This is a genomic window from Sphaerisporangium sp. NPDC049457 (assembly GCF_055586705.1).
The window spans coordinates 113934-135929 of sequence record NZ_JBVJHR010000004.1 but is presented as its reverse complement, the minus strand read 5'-3'; the positions used below and the strand labels follow the sequence as shown (position 1 = coordinate 135929).

Below are 21996 nucleotides of genomic sequence, written 5' to 3'. Positions count from 1 at the left end.
CATGCCGTTGGCGGAGATCACCCTCGCCGTCATGTGGGTAGGCCTGACCGCGTACGTCCTGTTCGGCGGGGCCGACTTCGGCGGCGGCGTCTGGGACCTGCTGGCCGGCGGCTCCCGTTCGGGACGGCGCCGGCGGGACCTGATCGAGCACTCCATCGGACCCGTGTGGGAGGCCAACCACGTCTGGCTGATCTTCGTGATCGTCCTGATGTGGACCGGCATCCCCGCCGTGTTCGCCGCCGTGGCCTCCACCCTGTACATCCCGCTTACCCTGGCGGCGCTGGGCATCATCGCCCGCGGCGCCGCCTTCGCCTTCCGCAAGGTCTCCACCCGGTTGTGGCAGCGCCGCCTGTTCGGCGCGGCCTTCGCCTTCTCCTCGGTCGTCACGCCGTTCTTCCTGGGCGCGGTGGCCGGCGCGATCGCCTCCGGGCGGGTCCCGGCGGGCATCGCAGCAGGCGACACCGTCTCCAGCTGGATCAACCCGACCTCCGTGGCCGCCGGCGCGCTGGCGGTCGGCGCCGCCGCCTACCTCGCCGCCGTGTACCTGACCCGCGACGCCCAGCGCGCGGGCGAGCATGACCTGGCGGAGGAGTTCCGGCGCCGCGCCCTGGCCTGCGGCGCCGTCGTGGGGCTGATGTCGGGGGCCGGTCTTCTGGTGCTACGCGCCGACGTGCCGCCGCTGTTCGCCCAGCTCACCGCGGGCCGGGCGCTGCCGCTGCTGGTGCTGTCGATCGCCGCGGGGCTGGTCTCTCTCGTGCTGCTGTGGCGGCGCGCCTACCTGGCCGTCCGCCTCACCGCGGCGCTGGCCGTGGCCGGGCTGTTGTGGGGCTGGGGCGTGGGCCAGTACCCCCTCCTGCTTCCCGGCGTCAGCCTGACCGAGGCCGCCGCCACCCCCAGCGTCCTGGCCGCCACCCTCGGCTCGCTCGCCGTGGGCGCCGTCCTGCTGCTGCCGTCCCTGTGGTGGCTCTACGCGACCTTCCAACGCGACCACACCCCACCCCCACGCAGCCGGCCCCCACACTGACGCCCGTACGGATCTCGCGCTGACGCCCGTACGGACCTCAGGACCGGCGAGGGCCCGGCCGGCGCTCATGGCTCCCACGAACGGTCCTGGTCACCGTTGCCGGTGACCAGGACCGTTCGGAACCGGGACGGGAGCCGGCCGCGGGCCCGGAGCCGGCTCCCGTCGCGGAGCTAGGGCGTGGTCAGGGCGAAGCGGTTGACGGTGACGGCGCCTCCGAGCGACCGGGTGGCGTAGTTGAAGATCGCGTAGCGGTAGCCCATGAAGAACTGCCAGGCGTTGCCCATCGTGAACGCGGGGCCGAGCGAGGTGAAGTTCACCCCGTCGGTGCTGTAGGAGAAGCGGGCCTGCCTGCCGCTGCCCGGGCGGATGTCGGCGTTGACGCGCAGCCAGATCCGGTCGCCGGACACCGCGGCGCTCGCCGCCTCTGTCCCCGTGCCGGTGGTGTTCCAGCTCCCGTCCATGGTGAGCCCGTTGGTCATCACGACGCGGGTCGTGGTGCCGTCGCGTTTGAGGCCGATCCAGGCGGAGGAGTCGCGCAGCATCGCCAGCCCGGCGCGGTCGCCGTCCCGCATCCCGGAGAAGTCGAGTTCGACGGTCGCGGTCGAACTCGGGCCGAGGATCCGGTGGGTGAGGGTGTTGCGGGCGTTGTAGAGGTCATTGGTGACCGTGGCCGTCTGCAGGCGCAGGCCGTTGTTCACCGAGAAGCGGCTGGTGTCGGGATTGTGGTTCCACTCCCACTCCGGGCCGAGTTGCGTGCCGGCGAAGGTGTCCACCCCGGTCGGCGGCTTCACCTCGCGCGGCGGGCGCGGGACGTTCGGGTAGGGGTACTGCGTCCCCCACCTGCCGTTCACGGTCTGCAGGACGGGCCAGCCGTCGGACGTCCAGGTCACCGGGGCCAGGGCCGGGACGCGGCCGCCGGGGTAGGCGTCCACGAATCCCATGTAGTACCAGTCGCCGTTCTGGGTCTGCACCAGGCCGCCCTGGTGCGGCACGCCGCCGCCGGAGATCGGGCCCGGCAGGTCGAGCAGCACCTGCCGCAGGGTGTACGGGCCGAAGGGGCCGTTGGTGGACTTCAGCACGTACTGGCCGTTGGCCGGACGGGTGAGCCAGATGTAGTAGGCCCCGTTGCGCTTGTAGAAGCGCGAGCCCTCAAGGGTGCCGATGTTCGACGGCGTGGTGAACACCTGCTGGCTGCGGACCTGCGTGCGGCCGTCCGCCGACAGCTCGGCCACGCTGATGTTGGTGTTGCCGTAGGCCACGTACAACTTGTCGTTGTCGTCGACGAGCAGCCCGGCGTCGTAGTAGCAGCCGTTGATCGTCGTGAGCCTGCTCCAGGGGCCCTCGACCGACGAGGCGGTGTAGATGTAGGTCTTGTCGAAGTCGATGCAGCCGCCCCAGTAGAACGTCCGGTTGCTCTTGCGGTAGTTCAGGAACGACGCCCAGATGCCCCGCACGTAGCCGCGTCCGCCGCTCATGTCGTACTTGGAGCCGAAGTCCAGCTTCGGCACCGAGTGGCCGGCGAACTCCCAGTTGACCAGGTCGTAGGACCGCAGGACGGGCGCGCCGGGGGAGTAGTGCATCGTCGAGGCGGAGTAGTAGTAGGTGTCGTCCACCCGGAGGATGTCGACGTCGGCGAGGTCCTCCCACAGCACCGGGTTGGAGAACTGCGACGACGGCGGCCACGGCCCCTGGGGCGTCGGGGTGGGCGTCGGCGTGGGGGTGGGAGTCGGTGTCGGGGTGGGTGTCGGCGTTGGGGTGGGCGTGGGAGTGGGAGTGGGAGTGGGCGTCGGGGTCGGCGTGGGGTCGGGGACGCCGGTGCAGGTGGTGCCGTTGAGGGCGAAGCTCGCGGGTACGGGGTTGCCGCCGCTCCATGCGCCGTTGAAGCCGAACGACACGGTGCCGTTCGCGGGGATGGACCCGTTGTAGGGGGCGTTGGTCACGGTGACCTGGGCGCCCGACTGGGCGACGGTGCCGTTCCACAGTTGGGTGACGGTCTGCCCGGCGGTGAAAGCCCACGTCAGGCGCCAGCCGTCGATCGGGTCGCCGAGGTTGTCGATGACCACGTTCGCGCCGAAGCCGTCCTGCCACTGGTTGGTCACCGTGTACGTGACCCGGCATCCCGTGGCCGCGTCGGCGGCGACCGCGTTCACCAGTCCGAGAGCGGTCAGCATGACCGCGGCCAGGGCCGCGAACCGGCGGCGGTGACGATTGAGACTCAGCGCGCGCATGTCCACGCCCTTCCCGGCACGATGACGTGATCGATGAGTTGGTGAGTTAGCGCTAACATCGAGCCCGGTTCCGTCCGGGGGGAAGAGCACGCCAGGCGACGGAGCGCACTGGACGGTCCGGGGTCCGCGGATCGGGCGCGACGCGCCGGCGGGCTTGCGCCGTCCGCGTGCACGGGAACGCACGACCCCCACACCGCCATGGCGGCGGACGGCCGTGAAACATTCCATCTGAACATGGAAAACCTCCAAGGCGAAGATCGCTTACCGATCAGGTCCGGCGGCCGGTCCGACGCCCGGGAGTGCCGGGGGGAAGGTCGCGGCTCGGTGCCGTACCAAGGCTCCGCGGGCGCGCGGCCGGGCCGAGGTCGGGTCGGTCCGGCTCCTGGCGTCCGTTGGAGGCCGCGCGATGTTAGCGCTAACAAAAGGTGGCTGTCGGATCACTCCTTCTCGTCAGGGGGAAGTGGTCGTGCGCGGAGCTAATACGAACCGGCGGACGGCCGTCAAGGCCCGTGATCACCTCCTCTCGCCGCCCCGCGCGGCCGGGGCGCATGCTCATCTGCTCGAACGAAGGGGTGGTCGCACCGCGTGAGAGCGGCGTGCCGATGAAACGTTCATCGACGGGGACGATCTCATCGCGGCCCTTCGCCGGAGCGGGGCGCGCCGCTCCGGCGAAGGCGGGTTCTAGTTGTTGGCCACGAGTCGCCACCGGTTGTCGGCGGTTCCGTTGTCGGAGTCCTGGACGGCTTGGGCGCCGTTGGCGGTGGAGTTGTTCTGGATCGCGAGCAGCTTGCCGCTGTTCACGTTGCGGATCTTGTAGGTTCCGTCGCCGTTGTTGACCAGAGTCCACCGGTGGTCGGCGGTGCCGTTGTCGGACCACTGCAGGACGCGGGCGCCGTCGGAGGTGGACATGTTCTCCACGCCCAGCACCTTGCCGCTGTTGACGTTGCGGAACCGCACGGCGTTGCCGTCGGTCACCATCACCCAGTTGTGGTCCGCGGTGCCGTTGTCCATCCACTGCAGCGCGAGACCGCCGTCCGCCGTGGACATGTTGAGGATGCCGAGGACCAGGCCGCTGGCCGCGTTGACCAGCCGGTAGCTTCCCGTCCCGCCGTTGCCCTGCCCACTGGTGTTCCAGTAGACGGTGTAGTTGTGGCCGTGCGCGTCGTAGAACGGACCCAGGTTGACCGACGAGCCGTTGGCCGTGGCGGTGAAGGCGAGCGCCGTGGTGCTGGTTCGGGTGATCGACCCGGTGTTCAGCGAGGGCAGCGCCGAAAGCGAAGTGTTGCCGTAGTTGCCCGACAGCACGACCGGCCCGTAGGTGGCGGCCGCGACGTTGGAGTTGTCATTGGCGGCCTTCATGACCACGCGCATGGGCAGGCGGACGGTGACGGTGTCGCCGGCGGCCCAGTCGCGGGTCACGGCCGCGTAGGCGCCGGGCGTGGTGTCGACGTCCTGCTGGGCGCCGTTGACGCTGATGGTGGCGCCGCTGGTCCAGCTCGGGATGCGGATCCGCATCGTCCACGATCCGGCGGCGTTCCCGCCGACCTGCAACGTGGTGGTGTCGCTCACCGGGAAGGACGTGGACTGCGTGACCGTGATGCCGCGCTGGGTCCAGTTCAGCTCCGACGGGGCGAACAGGTTCACGAACAGCGTCGTGCCGTTGTAGAAGTAGATGGAGTCCATCAGGCTCATGTTCACCTCCACCCCCGTGCCCTGGCAGCACCAGAACGAGTTGTAGTCGGTGCTCCACGTGCCGCCGCCCCACGCCGGGCCGACACCACGGCGGCCGCCCGGCTTGAGCGGGGTGAAGTAGGTGACGTGCCCGTGCCCGTCGGCGGGGTTCTGCGCGCCGAGGATGTGGTTGTACAGCGCCTGCTCGAAGAAGTCGACGTACGCCACCCGGTCGGGGTTCAGCAGCCACAGCTCGCGGGTCAGCTTGAGCATGTTGTAGGTGTTGCAGTGCTCGCAGGTGTCGTTGGCGAGGTACCCGGCGATCGCGTTCGGGGCGCGGAAGTGCTCGGCCTGGCTGTTGCCGCCGATCGCGTAGGTGTGCGCGCCGACGGTGATGTTCCAGGCGTTGCTCGCGATGTCCCGGTAGCGGGTCGTGCCGGTGGCCTTGTACTCGCGGGCCGCGCCGATCCACTTGGGCACCTGGGTGTTGGCGTGCAGGCCGTTGAGCTGGTCGGAGTTCGAGGCCAGCGGGTTGAACACGGCGGCGTGGTCGAACCGCTGCGCGGTCGTCAGCCAGCGCGAGTCGCCGGTCTGCTGGTAGATGTCGGTCAGCACGGCGTTCATGCCGCCGAACTCGGTGCCCAGCATGTTCTGCATCTGGCTGGAGCTGAGCCGGGAGGTGCGCTGGTCCACCCAGCCGGCGAGCGCGAGGAGCACGTCGCGGGCCTGGGTGCTGCCGATGAGGCGCCACACGTCGAGCAGGCCGGCGAGGGTCTTGTGGATGCAGTAGTACGGCACGTTGCCGTTGTTCAGCGTGCGGGCCTCAAGGGCGTTGAAGTCCGACTCGGGGAAGCCCGACAGGTAGCCCGAGCTGAACCCGGCGGCGCCGTTGTTCGCCTGGCACTTGGCCAGCTCGGCGACCATGTAGGTGGCCTTGTCCCGGCAGGTGGTGTCGCCGAGCACGGCGTAGGCCTGGGCCCACGCGGTGAGCAGGTGCCCCTGCATGTGGGTGCGGAACGGGAACGACGGGGCGTCCCATCCGCCGTTGGAGGCGGCGCCGTTGGTGGACAGCCGGTGGTTGGCCCGGAAGTTGTACAGCATCCGGTTGACGTCGACGTACCGCAGGTACGACAGGGTGCGGTTCTGGTTGTCCATCAAGCGGCCGGACGTCAGCCGCACCTGGCCGGCGTCGAACGCGTACGCCGACACCCCGATGTCGGGCCGGGCGGGGGGCACGACCGCGGCCTCGGCCGCCGTGGCGCCGACGGCCTGGGCGGCGGTGGAGGCGACCACGGCGACACCCGCGGCTTGGAACAGTTGACGGCGGCTGAGAGGTGAGGACGGCACTTGATCTCCTGAAACGGGAAGGGGGACGGGTTGTTAGCGCTAACAATCAGTGCTTTCGAGGCGTTGGTGCAGCGTTCGGGTGGTCGGAGCCGCACGGTGAGAGCCATCGGCCACCAGTGCGGTGGACCGGCGGCCGTGCCCGGGAACACACGGAACACGACCGCCGGTCGTCACGCTCGGAGCCTTACGGGGTCGTCAGGTCGAACCGGCGCACGGTGACGGAGCCGCCGAGCGCCTGGGTGGCGTAGTTGAAGATCCCGTACCGGTGGCCGGGGAAGAACTGCCAGGCGTTGCCCAGCGTCATCGCCGAGCCGAACGAGGTGAAGTTCACCCCGTCGGTGCTGTAGGAGAAGCGGGCCTGTCTGCCGGTTCCCGGGCGGATGTCCGCGGTGGCCCGCAGCCAGATCCGGCCGCCCGAGACGGACGCGGACGCGACCTCGGTCCCCGTGCTGGTGGTGTTCCAACTGCCGTTCATGCTCAGGCCGTTGGTCATCACCACCCGGGTGGCGCCGTTGTCGCGTCTGACCCCGATCCAGGCCGAGGAGTCGCGCAGGATCGCGAGACCCGTGCGGTCACCGTCGCGCATCGTCGAGTAGTCCAGCTCGATGGTGGCCGTGGACGACGGTCCCTGTGTGCGGTGGGTCAGGGTGTTGCGCGCGTTGTATAGGTCGTTGGTGACGGTGGCCGTCTGCAGCGTCAGGCCGTCGTTGACCGAGTACCGGCTGGTGTCGGGGTTGTGGTTCCACTCCCACTGCGGCCCGAGGGTCGTGCCGGAGAAGGTGTCGGTGCCGGTCAGCGGCTTCACCTGGCGCGGCGGCGTGGGCAGGTTCGGGCGCGGGTAGGTCGCGCCCCAGCCGCCGTTGACGGTCGTCACGACCGGCCAGCCGTCGGAGGTCCAGGTGACCGGCGCCATGGCGGGCACCCGGCCGCCGGGGTAGGCGTCCACGAACGCCATGTAGTACCAGGCGCCGTTCTGCGTCTGCACGAGCCCGCCCTGGTGCGGCACGCCTCCGCCGGAGATGGGGCTCGGCATGTTGAGCAGCACCTGGCGCATCTCGTACGGGCCGAACGGTCCATTGGTGGACTTCAGCACGTACTGGCCGTTGGCCGGACGGGTGAGCCAGATGTAGTAGGCCCCGTTGCGCTTGTAGAACCGCGCGCCTTCGAGGGTCCCCACGCTGGAGGGCGTGGTGAACACCTGCTGCGTCCGCACCTGGCTCGTGCCGTCGGCGGAGAGCTGGGCGACGCTGATGTTGCTGTTGCCGTAGGCGACGTACATGGTGTCGTTGTCGTCCACGAGCAGGCCGGCGTCGTAGTAGCAGTTGTTGATCACCGAGCGCCGCTGCCACGGGCCCTCGACGGACGAGGAGGAGTAGACGTACGTCCGGGCGAAGTCGATGCAGCCGAGCCAGTAGAACTGGTTGTTGCTCTGGCGGTACCCGAAGGCCGACGCCCAGATGCCGTCGACGTAGGCGCGGTCGCCGTTCAGGCTGTACTTGTTGCCGAAGTCCAGCGTCGGCACGGAGTGGCCGGCGAACTCCCAGTTCACCAGGTCGTAGGAGCGCAGGATCGGCGCGCCAGGCGAGTAGTGGAAGGTCGAGGACGACATGTAGTAGGCGTCGCCGACCCGGATGATGTCGACGTCGGGGAAGTCCTGCCAGACGACCGGGTTGTTGTACGTGCCGCCACCACCCGTCGGAGTCGGAGTCGGAGTCGGGGTCGGAGTCGGGGTCGGGCCGGAGCCGCCGTCGACCTGGACGAGCTGCCACTGCTGGTTGTTGCCGCCCCAGTCGTCGTACTGCACGATGTTGCCGCCGTCGGCGGTGGAGGCACTCTGGACCTCGACGACCTTGTTGCTGTTGCGGTTGATCAGCCGCACGTACCCGCCGGCGGAGTCGGCCAGGCGGAACTGCTGGTTGGTGCCGTTGCCGTCGGCCCATTGCACGATGGACGCGCCGTTGGCGGTGGAGAAGTTGTAGACGTCCAGTACCTTGCCGGAGTGACGTGACTTCAGCCGGTAGTAGCCGCCGCCGGAGTCGACGAACTGCCACTGCTGGTTGTTGCCGTTGTTGCGGGTCCACTGCGTGATCCGGCCGCCGTCGGCGGTCGACAGGTTGTACACGTCGAGGGCTTTGCCGCTGTTGCGGTTGACCAGCACGTACCAGGCGTTGGTGTCGACGGTCGCCGCCGACGCGGTCGAGGAGTTCACCGCCGCGGCGGTGCCGGCCAGCAGCATCGCCACGACGATGGCCGCCACCCGCGACCACAGACTTCGCCGCCGCGGCACCGGCCGCGGGGGTTCAACGGTGTTGATCATGACTCTCCTTGGGGGACGAGGTGGTTCCAGGCGGCCTGATCACGACTGTGGGGTCTCAGATCGGCCGAACCCTGGAACCGCTGCTCGCACCGATCGCCGGGCGGCTACTGCAACGAGGCGTCGTCGATGGAGAAGCCGTCGGTGCCCGACGCGGTCTCGACGTAGAAACTCGCGTTCGGCAATGTGCCGGTCCACGACACCTCGGCCTTGGCGGAGATCCGGGTCCAGCCGCCGGTGTTCGCCGTCGCCGCCGGGGTGAGCCGGATGTAGCGCGTCGTGCCGTCGGCGGTCAGCGCGAGGGTGGCCTTCACGCTCGGCGTGCCGCCCTCCATGTCGCCCTTCGTCAGCGGGTTCCCGCCGCCGGTGGTGGTGAACCGCCACCAGTCGACGTTCCCGGCGTCGGAGTTGTAGCCGGGCTTCTCCACCGCGACCGAGCGGGTGCGACCGCCGCCGCCGGGCGGCGCGCCGGCGGCGCGCCTGGATCTGACGTCGACGAACGGCGGCGATGTGATTCTCACGACCACCTTCCCGGTGAGGTGATGGACGGACGACTCCTGCGGGTCCGACAGGAATCCCGGATTCGGGACACAGTCGGCACTCGATTCGGACGGACCGAACGGCGATATTGTGAGCGCTAACATGTGCGGACGGTCCCGATCGCTCCTCTCTTCGAGGCCGGAGACGGTGGTGGGGCGGAGCCAATACGACACGCCCGCTTTCGTCAACGGCCCGGCCTCGTGCGTCCCGGCGCCCCGGGGCGCCGGAGCGCGCCTGGTGTGCGGATATTTGGAGCGGGCGGCGACTCCGGCGGATCCGGCGCGTTGAAACTTTCAGCGGCGGCGGGCCGATCCCGCGCCGCCCTCCGGCGAGACGCCGCGCCGCCCTTCTGAAGTGGGCGCCGTCCTGCCGGGGGGCGGCGGGGGCGGGTGGTCGTGTCCTGCGCCAAGAGACGAGAATTCGTCTATGTCGTTGACCGAGCAGGCGATCGAGCACATCAGGCAGCTCATCAAGGAAGGCGCGCTGCCGCCGGGGGCCCGGTTGCCGCCCGAACAGGAGCTGGCCGTGGAGCTCGGCCTGTCCCGCAACCTGCTCAGGGAGGCCGTGCGTTCCCTGGTCACCACCCGTGTGCTGGAGGTGCGAAGGGGCGACGGCACGTTCGTCACGAGCCTGAAGCCCGAACTGCTGCTCGAAGGCGTCGGCCTCGCCGTCGAGATGATCCGCGGCGACGACCTGCTGGAGATCATGGAGGTGCGCCGCCTGTTCGAGCCGGTGGCCACCGGGCTGGCCGCCACCCGCATCACCGCCGCCCAGCTCACGGTGGTCGAGCGTCACCTCGAAGTGATGATCGACGCCCAGGACGACGTGGAGGCGCTCAACCACCACGACGACGCCTTCCACCGCGCGGTGTTCGAGGCGACCGGCAACAGATCGCTGTTCGCCCTGCTCGCGGGCATCGCGGGCCAGACGCTTCGTGCCCGGGTGTGGCGCGGGCTGGTCGAGAACAACGCGGCCGGCCGTACCGTGGCCGAGCACACCGCCATCTACGAGGCGCTGGTGCTGCGCGACGCCCCGCTCGCCCAGGCGGCGGCCCTCATGCACGTCAGCACCACCGAGACCTGGCTCAGAGCGAACCTCGGCAGGTCGTTCACCGACGCCGAGGCGCGAGAGAGCGCCGCGGAGACCGGGGCCGACGACCCGGCGGCCGTCCGCTGATCGGGGGGTTCGGCCGCCGTTGCGGCTTCCCTGCCTGAAATTTTCAGCTCAGCGCGCCGCTCCCGCGCGCGGTCCGCGCCCGGGTACGAGCCCTCGGGGCCGCCCGGCCGGTGGAAGGGCCGAAGCCGGGCCTTGACGAGATTCGGATCCTTCGATTTGCTCCGGCGTGTCATGAATCCCCGTCGCGACCGTCCCAGCCGTGCTCGAACAGCCGATTTGTTAACGCTAACAGGTGGGCTGTGCTCCGAGCGCGGGGCCATGCGGGGCCGCGGACGCCAGGAGGCCCGGCATCGCCGCGGGCACCGGGCCGTCCCGCTCGCTCACCCATAGGAGGAACCTTGAGCAAGGTGGGATCCCGCTCCCTCTCGGCCGCGCTCGCCGCCGCCGTGCTCGTCGGCGGCCTGCTCGCCGTCCAGACCGAGGCCGGCGCGCTGGAGAACGGTGTGGGGCGTACGCCGCCGATGGGGTGGAACAGCTGGAACACCTTCGGGTGCAATATCAGCGAGTCGTTGATCCGGCAGATGGCCGATGCGATGGTGTCGTCGGGGATGCGGGACGCGGGTTATCAGTATGTGGTGGTGGACGACTGCTGGATGAACTCCACCCGGGACTCCTCGGGGAACCTGCAGGCCAATGCGTCGCGGTTCCCGAGCGGGATGAAGGCGCTGGGGGATTATCTGCATGGCAAGGGGCTGAAGTTCGGGATCTATCAGGCTCCGCTCGACAAGACGTGTGCGCAGTACTTCAACTCCTATCCGGGGGCGACGGGGGCGCAGGGGCATGAGGCGCAGGATGCCCGGCAGTTCGCCGCGTGGGGGGTGGACTATCTGAAGTACGACTGGTGCTCGCCGAGCGGGAGCATCGATGATCAGGTGCGGACGTTCGCGAAGATGCGGGACGCGCTGGCGGCGGCGGGGCGGCCGATCTTGTACAGCATCAATTCGAACAGTGTGCATGACAAGACCGGGCCGCGGCGTAACTGGGGTGATGTGGCCAATATCTGGCGGACGACCGAGGACATCACCAACAAGTGGGACACCGGTCAGACCAACGGGTATCCGATGGGGATTCAGAACATCGTGAACGTGACGGTGCCGCTGGCGGGGTACGCCAAGCCGGGGGCGTTCAACGATCCGGACATGATGGAGGTCGGCCGGGGCGGGATGAACGACACCGAGATGCGCAGTCATTTCGCGTTGTGGGCGATGATGGCTTCGCCGCTGATCGCGGGGAACGATCTGCGGAACATGGACTCGGCGACGCAGACGATTTTGAAGAACGCCAATCTCATCGCGATCAACCAGGACACCCTGGGGGTGCAGGCGGTTCAGGTGAGCAACGACGGGACGCGGCGGGTGCTGGCCAAGCGGCTGGCCAACGGCGATGTCGCGGTCGCGCTGTTCAACCAGGGCGGCGGCACCACCACCGTCTCGACCACCGCCTCCGCGATCGGCTTGTCGGGCGGTTCGTTCACGTTGCGCGACGCCTGGACCAACGCGACCAGCACCACCAACGGAACCATCTCGGCCAGCGTCCCGGCGCACGGCACGGTGGTCTACCGGGTCAGCGGCGGCGCGACCCCGACCCCCACGCCGACCCCCACCCCCACCCCCACGCCCACTCCGACCCCGACGCCCACACCCTCGCCGAGCGGGCCGGCCGGATGCGCGGCCACGTACCGCCTGATCAACAGCTGGGGCTCCGGCTTCCAGGGTGAGGTGACCGTCAGCAACACCGGCCCGTCGGCGATCAACGGCTGGACGGTGCGGATGACGCTGGCCGGCGGACAGACCATCACCAGCCTGTGGAGCGGCGTGAACACCGGGACCAGCGGCACGATCTCCGTGGCGAACGCCCCCTACAACGGCACCGTTCCCGCCGGCGGGTCGACGGCGTTCGGGTTCACCGCCAACGGCAACGGCTCGACCACTCCCAGCGAGGTGACCTGCTCGAACCCGTGACGATCGGCTCTCCGGCGCCGCCAGGCGCGTGACCGCGGCCGTACGACGCCGCGCGAGCGCGCCGGGCGGCGCCGGAGTGCTCGCAGGGCCGAAGACATGCGATGTATCCGTTGTCATCTCCGCCCCGCGCCGAGTGCGCGCAGCGAGCCGCCGAGGTGCGGACGCCGGTATATGCACGGATATTGGCGATTTCGCGGCGCAGGTCTGGACACCGACCTCGGTTTGGTCATAGAAAGACATCCCATGTCCTGTCGGTGATGGGCTAGCTCGAGCGAACCTCCCGGAGTTCCACGTACCGAAGCGTGGACCCGCCCGAGTGCGGTGCGGTCGGCGACGGCGGGGCAGCCGTGGTGCTTCAAAGGAGAGACGATGGAACGCAGACGGTTCGCGCTCGTCGCGGCCCTCGCTATATCGGGGTGGCTGGCCGTGGCCTGCGGCGGGAGCGGCGGCACAGGCGGCGGCCAAGACACCGGTGGCGCCGGCGCGCCGGCGAAGCAGATCATCGGCGTGGACTACCCGCGCTCGGACACCGACTTCTGGAACTCCTACATCAGCTACGTGCCGAAGACCGCCGGTGAGCTGGGGGTGGAGCTCAAGACCACCAACTCCCAGAACGACATCGCCAAGCTGACCGCCAACGTGCAGACCCTGGTCGGACAGGGCGTGCGCAGCATCGTCATGGCGCCGCAGGACACCGCCGCCGTCGCCCCCACGCTCCAGCAGCTGGAGACCAAGAAGATTTCCGCCGTCCTGGTGGACACCCGCCCGGACACCGGCAACGCCTTCATGGTCGTGCGCGCGGACAACCGGGCGTACGGGGAGAAGGCCTGCCGTTTCCTCGGAGAGAAGCTCCAGGGCAAGGGCAAGGTCGTCATGTTGCAGGGCGACCTGGCGTCCATCAACGGCCGGGACCGCACCGAGGCGTTCAACGACTGCATGAAGCAGAACTACCCCGGCATCAAGGTCTTCGGCGAGGCCGCGAAGTGGGACGGGGCGGTGGCCGCGCAGAAGCTGTCGACCGACCTCACCGCCAACCCGGACATCAAGGGCGTCTACATGCAGTCCAGCTTCGCCCTCGCCGGCACGCTTCAGGTGCTCAAGCAGCGGAACCTCCTGGTCCCGCCGGACGACCCCAAGCACGTCTTCGTCGTGTCCAACGACGGCATCCCGCAGGAGCTCAAGGAGATCGCCGCCGGGAACATCGACGCCACCGTCTCCCAGCCCGCGGACCTCTACGCGAAGTACGCGCTGTCGTACGCCAAGGCCGCGACCGAGGGCAAGACCTTCCAGCCCGGCAAGACCGACCACGACAGCACGATCATCGAGGTGCGTCCCGGACTCCTGGAGGACCAGCTGTCCGCGCCCCTGGTCACCAGGGACGGCGGCACATACGGCGGCATCTCCAGCCTGAAGAACGACGACAAGTCGCTCTGGGGCAACAACCTGAGCTGAGAGGCACTGTCATGGGCGAGTTCGCGGGAGGGCCCGCGAGCCCTTCACCCGCCCGCGAGGGCGAGCCGGTCCGCACGGGCCGGCCCGCCATCGCGGAGGCGCGGCGCATAACCAAGAGGTACGGCGAGACGGTCGCGCTTGACCGCGCGCACATCACGATCAACCCGGGTGAGACCCACGCCCTCGTGGGCCGCAACGGCGCGGGCAAGTCGACCCTGGTGTCCGTGCTCACCGGGCTGCAGGCGCCGGACGACGGCGAGATCGACTTCGCCGGGACTCCCGCACCGCGGCTGTCCGACCGGGACGCCTGGCGTGAGCGGGTCGCCTGCGTGTACCAGAAGTCCACGATCATCCCCGAGCTGACCGTGGCGGAGAACCTGTACCTGAACCGGCACGAGCGCAACAGGTTCGGGCTGGTCGGCTGGAAGGGCCTGTGGAGGAAGGCGGCCGAGCTGCTGGAGATGTGGTCGGTGGACGTCGACGTCCGCCGCCCGGCCGGCGAGCTCGGCGTGGAGCAGCGGCAGTTCGTGGAGATCGCGCGGGCGCTGTCGTTCGGCGCGCGGTTCATCATCCTGGACGAGCCCACCGCCCAGCTCGACGGCGCGGCGATCGCCCGGCTCTTCCAGCGGATGCGGGCGATGCGCGAGCAGGGAGTCACCTTCCTGTTCATCAGTCACCACCTGCAGGAGGTCTACGAGATCTGCGACACGGTCACGGTGTTCAGGGACGCCCGGCACATCCTCACCGCGCCGGTGGAGGAGCTGCCGCAGGCGGAGCTGGTGGCAGCGATGACCGGCGAGGCGGCGGGGCTCCGCGAGCACGCCGTCCGCCCGCAGGTCCGGGCGGACGCCTCGGTCGTCCTCGACGCCCGGGGCCTGACCGACGAAGGCGTCTACCAGGAGGTGGATCTCCAGGTTCGCTCGGGAGAGATCGTCGGACTGGCCGGCCTCGGCGGCAGCGGGAAGACCGAGCTCGCCGAGACGATCGTGGGCCTGCGGGCTCCGCGAGAGGGAACCGTGCAGGTGGCCGGCGGCCGTCCGCGCCCCGGGAGCGTGCCGTCCTCGCTGGCGGCGGGGGTGGGGTTCGTGCCCCGGGACCGCCATCACCAGGGCCTGGTGCCGCTGATGTCCATCGCCGACAACGCGACCATGACCGTTCCCGAACGGCTCGGCGCGGCGGGCTTCGTCAGCGGCCGGCGCAAGGACGAGCTGGCCCGCGAGATGATCGACAATCTCGCGATCAAGACACCCGGCCCTGAACTGCCCGTCTCGGGACTGTCCGGCGGCAACCAGCAGAAGGTGGTCATGGCGCGCGCTCTGGCCAACGACCCCCGCCTGCTCGTGCTGATCACACCGACCGCGGGGGTCGACGTCCGGTCGAAGGAGTTCCTGCTCGGCAAGGTCGAGGAGATCGCTGGGAAGGGAACCGGCGTGGTGATCGCCTCCGACGAGCTGGACGACCTGCGGTTATGCGACCGGGTGCTCGTGATGTTCCACGGCCGCGTGGTCGCGGAGCTGCCCGCCGGCTGGCACGACCACGAGATGGTGGCCGCCATGGAAGGAGTCGACCTCGATGCCTGAGACCACCGCCGCCCAAGCCACGGCGGGACGCCCGGCGGACTCGCCGCCGCCGGAAGGCGCGCGAAGTCGCCGTGCCGGACTTCGCCTGGCCAGACTGCGGGACCTGGCGTTGGTCCCCGCGGTCATCGTGATCGCCATCGTCGGGCAGATCGTGAATCCGATCTTCCTGCAGGGCGACAACGTGATCAACATCCTGCAGACCATGTCGGAGATCTCGCTGCTGGTCCTGGCGCAGACGCTGGTGCTGGTCGGCGGACGGATGGACCTGTCACTGGAGTCGACCTTCGGGCTGGCGCCCGGCGTGGCCGCCTGGATGACGGTCGCGGCGGGGGCCGGGCACGGGCTCGGGCTGCTGTCGGGAGGGTGGGCCATCCCGGTGACCCTCGCCGTCGGGGCGCTGGCCGGAGTGGTGAACGCGCTGTTCATCGTCCGCTTCGGGCTGAACGGCTTCATCGTCACCCTCGGCATGCTCATCGTGCTGCGGGGACTGCTCACCGGCATCTCGGGCGGGCAGACGTTCTTCAACCTTCCCCCCTCCATGACCTACTTCGGCTCGACCATGTGGCTCGGCGTGCCCGCGTCGATCTGGATCTGCCTGCTGCTGTTCGCGGGAGGCATCGTGCTCCTGGGGTACACCCGGTTCGGCCGCTCGCTGTACGCCATCGGCGGGAACATCGACGCCGCCAAGGCGGCCGGCATCCGCACCGGCCGGGTCCTGTGGATCACGCTGATCGCCGCGAGCGTCCTGGCCGCGATCGGCGGGCTCCTGCTGTCGGGCCGGCTCGCCTCCGTCGCAGCGGGCCAGGGCAACGGAGCGATCTTCACGGTGTTCGCCGCGGCCGTCATCGGCGGTGTCAGTCTCAACGGCGGCAAGGGCACGGTGTTCGGCGCCTTCACCGGCATCCTGCTGCTCTACATGATCCAGAACGTCCTCACCCTGGCCGGCGTCCCGGCGCAGTGGATCGAGGCGCTCAACGGAGGGATCATCCTCACCGCCCTCGCCATCTCCCGCCTCACCGGCGGGAAGATCCAGGAATGAGGGGGTGAGGGGGCCGGCCGGCCTCGCGCGGTCCGGGCGACGTCAGTCGGGGGCGTCGCCCGGGGCGCGCGAGCCGGTGAGGCTCTCTTCGACGCCGAGGACGTGCAGGGCGGCGTGCAGGCGGGCACGCTCGGGGTCGCGCGCCAGCAGGGCCCGATGGACGGCCCAGTGCTCGCGCAGCGTGCGCCGGGCCGCCCCGGGGTCGGACATGCCGCGCCAGATCCTGGCGCGTACGGTGCGGCCGGACATGTTCTGGATGACGGCGGCGAGCACTGGGTTGCCGCAGTGAGAGATGATCAGCGAGTGGAAGTCCTCGTCGAGGGCGACCAGTTTGCCGTGGTCGATCTCGCTCGCGGCGACGAGCCGCTCGGCCTCGTCGAGCAGTTCGCCGAGGCGGACGAGGTCGGCGTCGGGGATGCGGGTGGCCGCCGCCGCCGTCGCCTCCGGTTCCAGGATCCTGCGCACGTGCAGGAACTGCCCGGCCACGGCGTCCACGTGGATGTCGGCGGCGAAGCCCATCCCGTCCAGCAGCAGGCCGGGAGACAGGCTGGTGACGTAGGTGCCGTCGCCCTGGCGCGCGTGCAGGACCCGCATGGCGATCAGCGCGCGGACGGCCTCGCGCAGGGTGTTGCGGGCGACGCCGAGCCGGTTGGCGAGGTCCTTCTCGACGGGGAGTCTCTGTCCGGGGCGCAGTCTCCCATCGATGATCATCTGTTTGATCGTGTCGATCGCGCCCTCGACGACGCCCATCTCAGCCTCCCCATCGGTGCCCCTCAGGGTAGCGGTAGGCGGCCACGGAGCCGGGGTGCATGCGGGCGCTGTAACCGGGCGCCTCGGGCAGCAGATAGCGGCCGCGCCGGACGCGCACAGGGTCGGTGAAGTGCTCGTGCAGATGGTCCACGTACTCAAGGACGCGGCCTTCCAGGCTGCCGCTCACGCAGACGTAGTCGACGATCGCCATGTGCTGCACCAGCTCGCACAGGCCCACGCCGCCGCCGTGCGGGCACACCGGCACGCCGAACTTGGCCGCCATCAGCAGGACGGGGACGATCTCGTTGACCGAGGCCAGGCGGCAGGAGTCGATCTGGCAGTAGTCGATCGCCCCCGCCTGCAGGAGCTGCTTGAACATGACCCGGTTGTGGCAGTGCTCGCCGGTGGCCACCCCGACCGGCGCGACGGCCTTGCGGATGGCCGCGTGGCCGAGAACGTCGTCGGGGCTGGTCGGCTCCTCGATCCACAGCGGCTCGTACGGCGCGAGCCGGTTCACCCACTCGATGGCCTGGGGCACGTCCCACACCTGGTTGGCGTCGATCATCAGCGTGTTGCCGCCCAGTTCCTCACGCGCGATCGACAGCCGGCGGATGTCGTCCTCGACCATCGCGCCGACCTTGAGCTTGACGTGGGTCCAGCCGTCGGCGACGGCCTCACGGCACAGGCGGCGGAGCTTGTCGTCGTCGTAGCCGAGCCAGCCGGGGGAGGTGGTGTAGCCGGGGTACCCGTGTTCGGCGAGTTCGGCGACGCGCGTCTCGCGCGTGGGCGCGAGCGCGGCCAGCATCTCGACGGCCTCGGCGGGGGTGAGCACGTCGGACAGATAGCGGAAGTCGCAGGCGGCGACCAGTTCCTCGGGCGACATGTCCGCGACGAGCCGCCACAGCGGCTTGCCCGCCCGGCGCGCCGCCAGGTCCCAGGCGGCGTTCAGCACGGCCGCGGCCGACAGGTGCACGACGCCCTTCTCGGGCCCGAGCCAGCGCATCTGGCTGTCGGCCATGATGTCGCGGTACAGGCCGCCGAGGTCGGCCGCCACCTGGTCCACGTCGCAGCCGGTCAGTCGTCTCCCGATCTGCTCGGCCGCGGCCACGCACAGGTCGTTGCCCCGGCCGATCGTGAACGTCAGGCCGTACCCCGCCAGGTCAGGGTCGTCGGTCTCCAGCACGACGTACGCCGCCGAGTAGTCGCCGTCCGGGTTCATGGCATCGGAGCCGTCGAGCGTGGCGGACGTCGGGAACCTGATGTCGATCACGTTCACCGAGGTGATCGTCGGCATAAGAGAACTCCAATTGACCCGATGAATATGCTGTGAACAGTAAGGTCCGCCCTGAGTGCGGTCAAGCGCACCGGCAGATCTTGTCACACTGGCTGTACATTAACCCGATGAATCTGCCAAGCTCCCCACGACACATGCCTGAGCGCGAGCGGAGAGGGCGGACCGTGAAGCTGATGCGTGTGGGTTTGCGAGGCCACGAGCGGCCCTGCGTCATGGAGTCCGGCGGCCGGTCGCTCGATCTGCCGTCGCCGACGGCGGACCTCGACGGCGCGTTCCTGGCGGGGGGAGGCGTCTAGCGGGCGCGGGCGGCCTGAACGGGCCGGCGCCCGGCGAGCCGGGGACCCGTCCGCCCGTATCCGGACGAGCGGCACCCTTGCCACGGAGCCGAAGTCGGCGCCGACGGCGCCGTGGCGGGTTCGCCGGACGGGCGGACGGGAGCATGTGGGGTGGATGGACGGTGTGCGTCCGGCCGGAGGCGGGCCGCGCGGCACGAGCGCGCCCGCGATCGGGCCGGCGCCCCAACGGTCGTCCTGTGGGAGGACGCTCCGAAACCGCGCACCGACATGGGATGAGTTTTTAGGGGCAAATCTTCGCCTTGTCCAGCTTTGTGGAATGGCAGCGGGGACAGGCGGTGGCAGGTGGCGCATCGCACCACGAGCCTTAGAGGCTCTCTGCGCCGGCCCACATCCCATGTCTTGAGTTGAAACTTTCAGCTCAGAGGCCTTGCGGCCCTTCTTCTCCGCCTTCGCGAAGAGCCCGTTCCGGGCCGATGCCGCGTCGAAACCCCTGGTACGGGGCACCTCCACGGCCGGTCGACATAAAGGTCCGATGTATCCATGCCAGGTGACCTTAGGAGGGCCTTGACAGTCGGAAACGCGCGCTTAACATCGGGTGTCTGAGGCGGAGATCGGCACGGTCGACGCTCAACCTTCATCCGGCAACAGCGCGACGGCGCGCGCCTTGCCTGACTGAACTTTTCACGTCAGGAAGGAACGTCTCTATGACCCGACCTCCGTGGCTCTCCGCACTGGCCACGCTGGCGCTGCTCATCCCCGCGGGCATCGCGCTCGCCGCCCCCGCGGCCGACGCGGCGGCCATCCCCGCTTCCGACTACCAGCAGATCGCCCTGGCGACCGGCGGCTCGGAACTCGGCGAGGCGATGGCGCTGGCCGTCATGCCGAACCGGTCGGTCCTGCACACGGCCCGCGACGGCACACTGCGGATCACCGACGCGGCCGGCAACACCAAGGTGGCCGGCAAGCTGAGCGTCTACACCCATGACGAGGAGGGTCTGCAGGGTGTGGCGGTCGATCCGAACTTCGCGACGAACCGCTACGTCTGGCTGTACTACTCGCCGCGGCTGAGCACGCCCGGCGGCGACGCGCCGGCCACCGGCACCCAGTCGCAGTTCGACCAGTGGAAGGGGCATCTGAACCTGTCCCGGTTCACGCTGAAGTCGGACGACACGCTGGACCTGAGCAGCGAGAAGGTCGTGCTGGAGGTCGCCAACGACCGGGGGCTGTGCTGCCACGTGGGCGGTGACATCGACTTCGACGCGCAGGGGAACCTGTACCTGACCACCGGGGACGACACCAACCCGTTCGAGTCCAACAGCTACTCGCCGCTGGACGAGCGCACCAACCGCAACCCGTCGTACGACGCGCAGCGCTCGTCCGGCAACACCAACGACCTGCGCGGCAAGGTGCTGCGCATCAAGCCGCAGGCCGACGGCACCTACACCATCCCGAGCGGCAACCTGTTCGCCCCCGGCACGGCCAACACCCGGCCGGAGATCTACGCCATGGGGTTCCGCAACCCGTTCCGGATGAGCGTGGACAAGGCCACCGGCATCGTCTACCTGGGGGACTACGGCCCGGACGCGGGCACGACCTCCTCCACCCGCGGTCCGGCCGGGCAGGTGGAGTTCAACCGGATCACCGCCGCCGGCAACTACGGCTGGCCGTACTGCACCGGGACCAACACCACCGCCGAGAGCTACAACGAGTGGACGTTCCCGAGCGGCCCCTCCCTGGGGAAGTACGACTGCGCGAACGGCCCGGCCAACAACTCCTTCCGCAACACCGGCCTGGCGACCCTGCCGCCGGCGAAGCCGAGCTGGATCAAGTACGGCGGTGACTCGGGCTCGCCGCCGGAGTTCGGCAGCGGCTCGGAGTCGCCGATGGGCGGCCCGGTCTACCGGTACGACGCCGCGCTGAACTCCAGCGTCAAGTTCCCGCAGTCGCTCGACGGGCGGTACTTCGCGGGTGAGTACGGCCGGCGGTGGATCAAGGCCATCGAGGTCAAGAGCGACGGCGGCTACGGCGAGATCTCGGCGTTCCCGTGGTCGGGCACGCAGGTGATGGACATGGCCTTCGGGCCCGACGGCGCCCTGTACGTGCTGGACTACGGCACCGGGAGCAACAACCAGGCGCTGTTCCGCATCGAGTACATCGGCAGCGCCGCCAACCGCAACCCGATCGCCAAGGCCTCGGCGGACAAGACCTCCGGCGCGAGCCCGCTGACGGTGAACTTCTCCTCCTCCGGCAGCTCCGACCCCGAGGGCGGGACGCTGACCTACTCGTGGAACTTCGGCGACGGCACCTCCTCCACCGCCGCCAACCCGACCAAGACCTACACCACCAACGGCACCTACACCGCCACGCTCACCGTCCGCGACCCCCAGGGCCTGACCGGCAGCGCGAGCGTCATCGTGAACGTCGGCAACACCGCACCGTCGATCACGCTGTCGCAGCCGGGTGACGGACAGCTGTTCTCCTTCGGCGACACGGTCCCCTTCCAGGTGACCGGCAGCGACGCCGAGGACGGCGCGCTGGACTGCTCGAAGGTCACGGTCACCTACTTCCTCGGCCATGACAGCCACAGCCACCAGATCACCGGCAAGACGGGAAGCTGCAGCGGCTCGATCACGGTGCCGGCCGACGGCGAGCACGACGCCGCGGCCAACCTGTACGGGGTGTTCGTGGCGTCCTACACCGACCGCGGCGGCCTGACCGCCACCAGCACCCGCACCCTGCAGCCGCGGCACCGGCAGGCCGAGCACTTCGGCGCCCAGCAGGGCGTCCAGACGGCCTCGCGCACCAGCGCCGAGGGCGGCAAGACCGTGGGCAACATCGACAACGGCGACTGGATCTCCTTCCCGACGTACTCGCTGTCGGGCGCCACCGGCATCACCGCACGAGTGTCCGCCACGCGCGGCGGGGGCCGGATCGAGGTGCGGGCCGGGTCGGCGACCGGCACGCTGCTCGGCACGGTGACCGTGCCGGTCACCGGCAGCCGGGACACCTTCGCGAACGCCACCGCGACCCTGTCCGGCGGGCCGGCCTCGCCGACCACGCTGTATCTCGTCTTCCGCTCGACCGGCTGGGGCTCCTCCCTGTTCGACCTCGACAGCTTCACCCTCACCAAGTGACGTGATGTCCCGGCGCGGCGGCCCCGCGCCGCCGCGCCGGGACGCCGGGACGCCGGGACGCCGCACCGTAAGCGAGCGCATCGGCACCCTCACCATGCCCGGATGACCGTGCCCATGACTCCCGGCGTCGTCCGCCGGGCCGCAGCCCTGTCCGTAACCCCCTTCAGGATGGAGACCTGAGATGTCCGAT

Annotated in this window: 14 protein-coding genes; 8 read left to right on the top strand and 6 right to left on the bottom strand. The window is 69.7% G+C overall.

The window, feature by feature from the left end; genetic code table 11:
- Position 1 precedes the first annotated feature (1 nt).
- A complete protein-coding gene (locus ACZ6QO_RS08200) occupies positions 2–1024 on the top strand; it encodes a cytochrome d ubiquinol oxidase subunit II (protein ID WP_465848837.1) in 1023 nt (340 codons plus the stop codon).
- Positions 1025–1194: 170 nt separating this feature from the next.
- Here the strand turns inward: ACZ6QO_RS08200 and ACZ6QO_RS08195 are convergent, their stop codons facing one another.
- The 4 genes from ACZ6QO_RS08195 to ACZ6QO_RS08180 form a co-directional block, all read right to left on the bottom strand.
- Entirely contained in the window at positions 1195–3252 is a 2058-nt protein-coding gene (locus ACZ6QO_RS08195) for a family 43 glycosylhydrolase (protein ID WP_465848836.1), read from the bottom strand.
- 681 nt (positions 3253–3933) lie between these two features.
- On the bottom strand, positions 3934–6270 hold the full coding sequence (locus tag ACZ6QO_RS08190; protein ID WP_465848834.1) for a beta-L-arabinofuranosidase domain-containing protein: 2337 nt from the start codon (positions 6268–6270) through the stop codon (positions 3934–3936).
- Positions 6271–6454: 184 nt separating this feature from the next.
- Positions 6455–8587 (bottom strand): family 43 glycosylhydrolase, encoded by a 2133-nt coding sequence (locus ACZ6QO_RS08185; RefSeq protein WP_465848832.1) that lies wholly within the window; start codon positions 8585–8587, stop codon positions 6455–6457.
- A 104-nt stretch (positions 8588–8691) separates the two neighbouring features.
- Positions 8692–9105 (bottom strand): hypothetical protein, encoded by a 414-nt coding sequence (locus ACZ6QO_RS08180; RefSeq protein WP_465848830.1) that lies wholly within the window; start codon positions 9103–9105, stop codon positions 8692–8694.
- Between the two features lie 445 nt (positions 9106–9550).
- On the opposite strand from ACZ6QO_RS08180, the gene ACZ6QO_RS08175 reads away from it, so the two are divergent.
- The 5 genes from ACZ6QO_RS08175 to ACZ6QO_RS08155 all read left to right on the top strand — a co-directional run bounded on the left by ACZ6QO_RS08175 (position 9551) and on the right by ACZ6QO_RS08155 (position 16332).
- Positions 9551–10300: a FadR/GntR family transcriptional regulator gene (locus ACZ6QO_RS08175; protein WP_465848828.1), complete on the top strand. Its 750-nt coding sequence runs from the start codon at positions 9551–9553 to the stop codon at positions 10298–10300.
- Positions 10301–10686: 386 nt separating this feature from the next.
- Positions 10687–12261, top strand: a complete 1575-nt coding sequence (locus ACZ6QO_RS08170; RefSeq protein WP_465848826.1) for a cellulose binding domain-containing protein — start codon at positions 10687–10689, stop codon at positions 12259–12261.
- Positions 12262–12630: 369 nt separating this feature from the next.
- Positions 12631–13713: a sugar ABC transporter substrate-binding protein gene (locus ACZ6QO_RS08165; protein WP_465848824.1), complete on the top strand. Its 1083-nt coding sequence runs from the start codon at positions 12631–12633 to the stop codon at positions 13711–13713.
- Positions 13714–13724: 11 nt separating this feature from the next.
- Positions 13725–15293 (top strand): sugar ABC transporter ATP-binding protein, encoded by a 1569-nt coding sequence (locus ACZ6QO_RS08160; RefSeq protein WP_465848823.1) that lies wholly within the window; start codon positions 13725–13727, stop codon positions 15291–15293.
- Positions 15286–16332, top strand: a complete 1047-nt coding sequence (locus ACZ6QO_RS08155) for an ABC transporter permease (RefSeq protein ID WP_465848821.1) — start codon at positions 15286–15288, stop codon at positions 16330–16332. Before ACZ6QO_RS08160 ends, ACZ6QO_RS08155 begins: the two co-directional genes overlap by 8 nt.
- 42 nt (positions 16333–16374) lie before the next feature.
- On the opposite strand, the gene ACZ6QO_RS08150 is transcribed toward ACZ6QO_RS08155, so the two are convergent.
- The gene (locus ACZ6QO_RS08150) at positions 16375–17082 is read right to left on the bottom strand and encodes a FadR/GntR family transcriptional regulator (RefSeq protein ID WP_465848819.1); all 708 of its coding nucleotides are present in this window, start codon (positions 17080–17082) and stop codon (positions 16375–16377) included.
- A 1-nt stretch (position 17083) separates the two neighbouring features.
- Positions 17084–18376 carry an L-fuconate dehydratase gene (locus tag ACZ6QO_RS08145; RefSeq protein WP_465848817.1) on the bottom strand — a complete coding sequence of 431 codons (1293 nt, stop codon included), beginning with the start codon at positions 18374–18376 and terminating at the stop codon, positions 17084–17086.
- 173 nt (positions 18377–18549) lie between these two features.
- On the opposite strand from ACZ6QO_RS08145, the gene ACZ6QO_RS08140 reads away from it, so the two are divergent.
- Together ACZ6QO_RS08140 and ACZ6QO_RS08135 are read left to right on the top strand one after the other, a co-directional pair.
- Positions 18550–18672: a hypothetical protein gene (locus ACZ6QO_RS08140; protein WP_465848816.1), complete on the top strand. Its 123-nt coding sequence runs from the start codon at positions 18550–18552 to the stop codon at positions 18670–18672.
- 704 nt (positions 18673–19376) lie between these two features.
- Positions 19377–21806, top strand: a complete 2430-nt coding sequence (locus ACZ6QO_RS08135; protein WP_465848814.1) for a PQQ-dependent sugar dehydrogenase — start codon at positions 19377–19379, stop codon at positions 21804–21806.
- Positions 21807–21996: the final 190 nt, after the last annotated feature.

Excerpts from the sequence above, each read along its gene's own strand:
- ACZ6QO_RS08145 (WP_465848817.1), bottom strand. The coding sequence starts at position 18,376 with ATGCCGACGATCACCTCGGTGAACGTGATCGACATCAGGTTCCCGACG.
- ACZ6QO_RS08135 (WP_465848814.1), top strand. The coding sequence starts at position 19,377 with ATGACCCGACCTCCGTGGCTCTCCGCACTGGCCACGCTGGCGCTGCTC.
- ACZ6QO_RS08185 (WP_465848832.1), bottom strand. The coding sequence starts at position 8,587 with ATGATCAACACCGTTGAACCCCCGCGGCCGGTGCCGCGGCGGCGAAGT.
- ACZ6QO_RS08140 (WP_465848816.1), top strand. The coding sequence starts at position 18,550 with ATGCGTGTGGGTTTGCGAGGCCACGAGCGGCCCTGCGTCATGGAGTCC.
- ACZ6QO_RS08200 (WP_465848837.1), top strand. The coding sequence starts at position 2 with ATGCCGTTGGCGGAGATCACCCTCGCCGTCATGTGGGTAGGCCTGACC.
- ACZ6QO_RS08195 (WP_465848836.1), bottom strand. The coding sequence starts at position 3,252 with ATGCGCGCGCTGAGTCTCAATCGTCACCGCCGCCGGTTCGCGGCCCTG.
- ACZ6QO_RS08175 (WP_465848828.1), top strand. The coding sequence starts at position 9,551 with ATGTCGTTGACCGAGCAGGCGATCGAGCACATCAGGCAGCTCATCAAG.
- ACZ6QO_RS08155 (WP_465848821.1), top strand. The coding sequence starts at position 15,286 with ATGCCTGAGACCACCGCCGCCCAAGCCACGGCGGGACGCCCGGCGGAC.
- ACZ6QO_RS08150 (WP_465848819.1), bottom strand. The coding sequence starts at position 17,082 with ATGGGCGTCGTCGAGGGCGCGATCGACACGATCAAACAGATGATCATC.
- ACZ6QO_RS08165 (WP_465848824.1), top strand. The coding sequence starts at position 12,631 with ATGGAACGCAGACGGTTCGCGCTCGTCGCGGCCCTCGCTATATCGGGG.
- ACZ6QO_RS08160 (WP_465848823.1), top strand. The coding sequence starts at position 13,725 with ATGGGCGAGTTCGCGGGAGGGCCCGCGAGCCCTTCACCCGCCCGCGAG.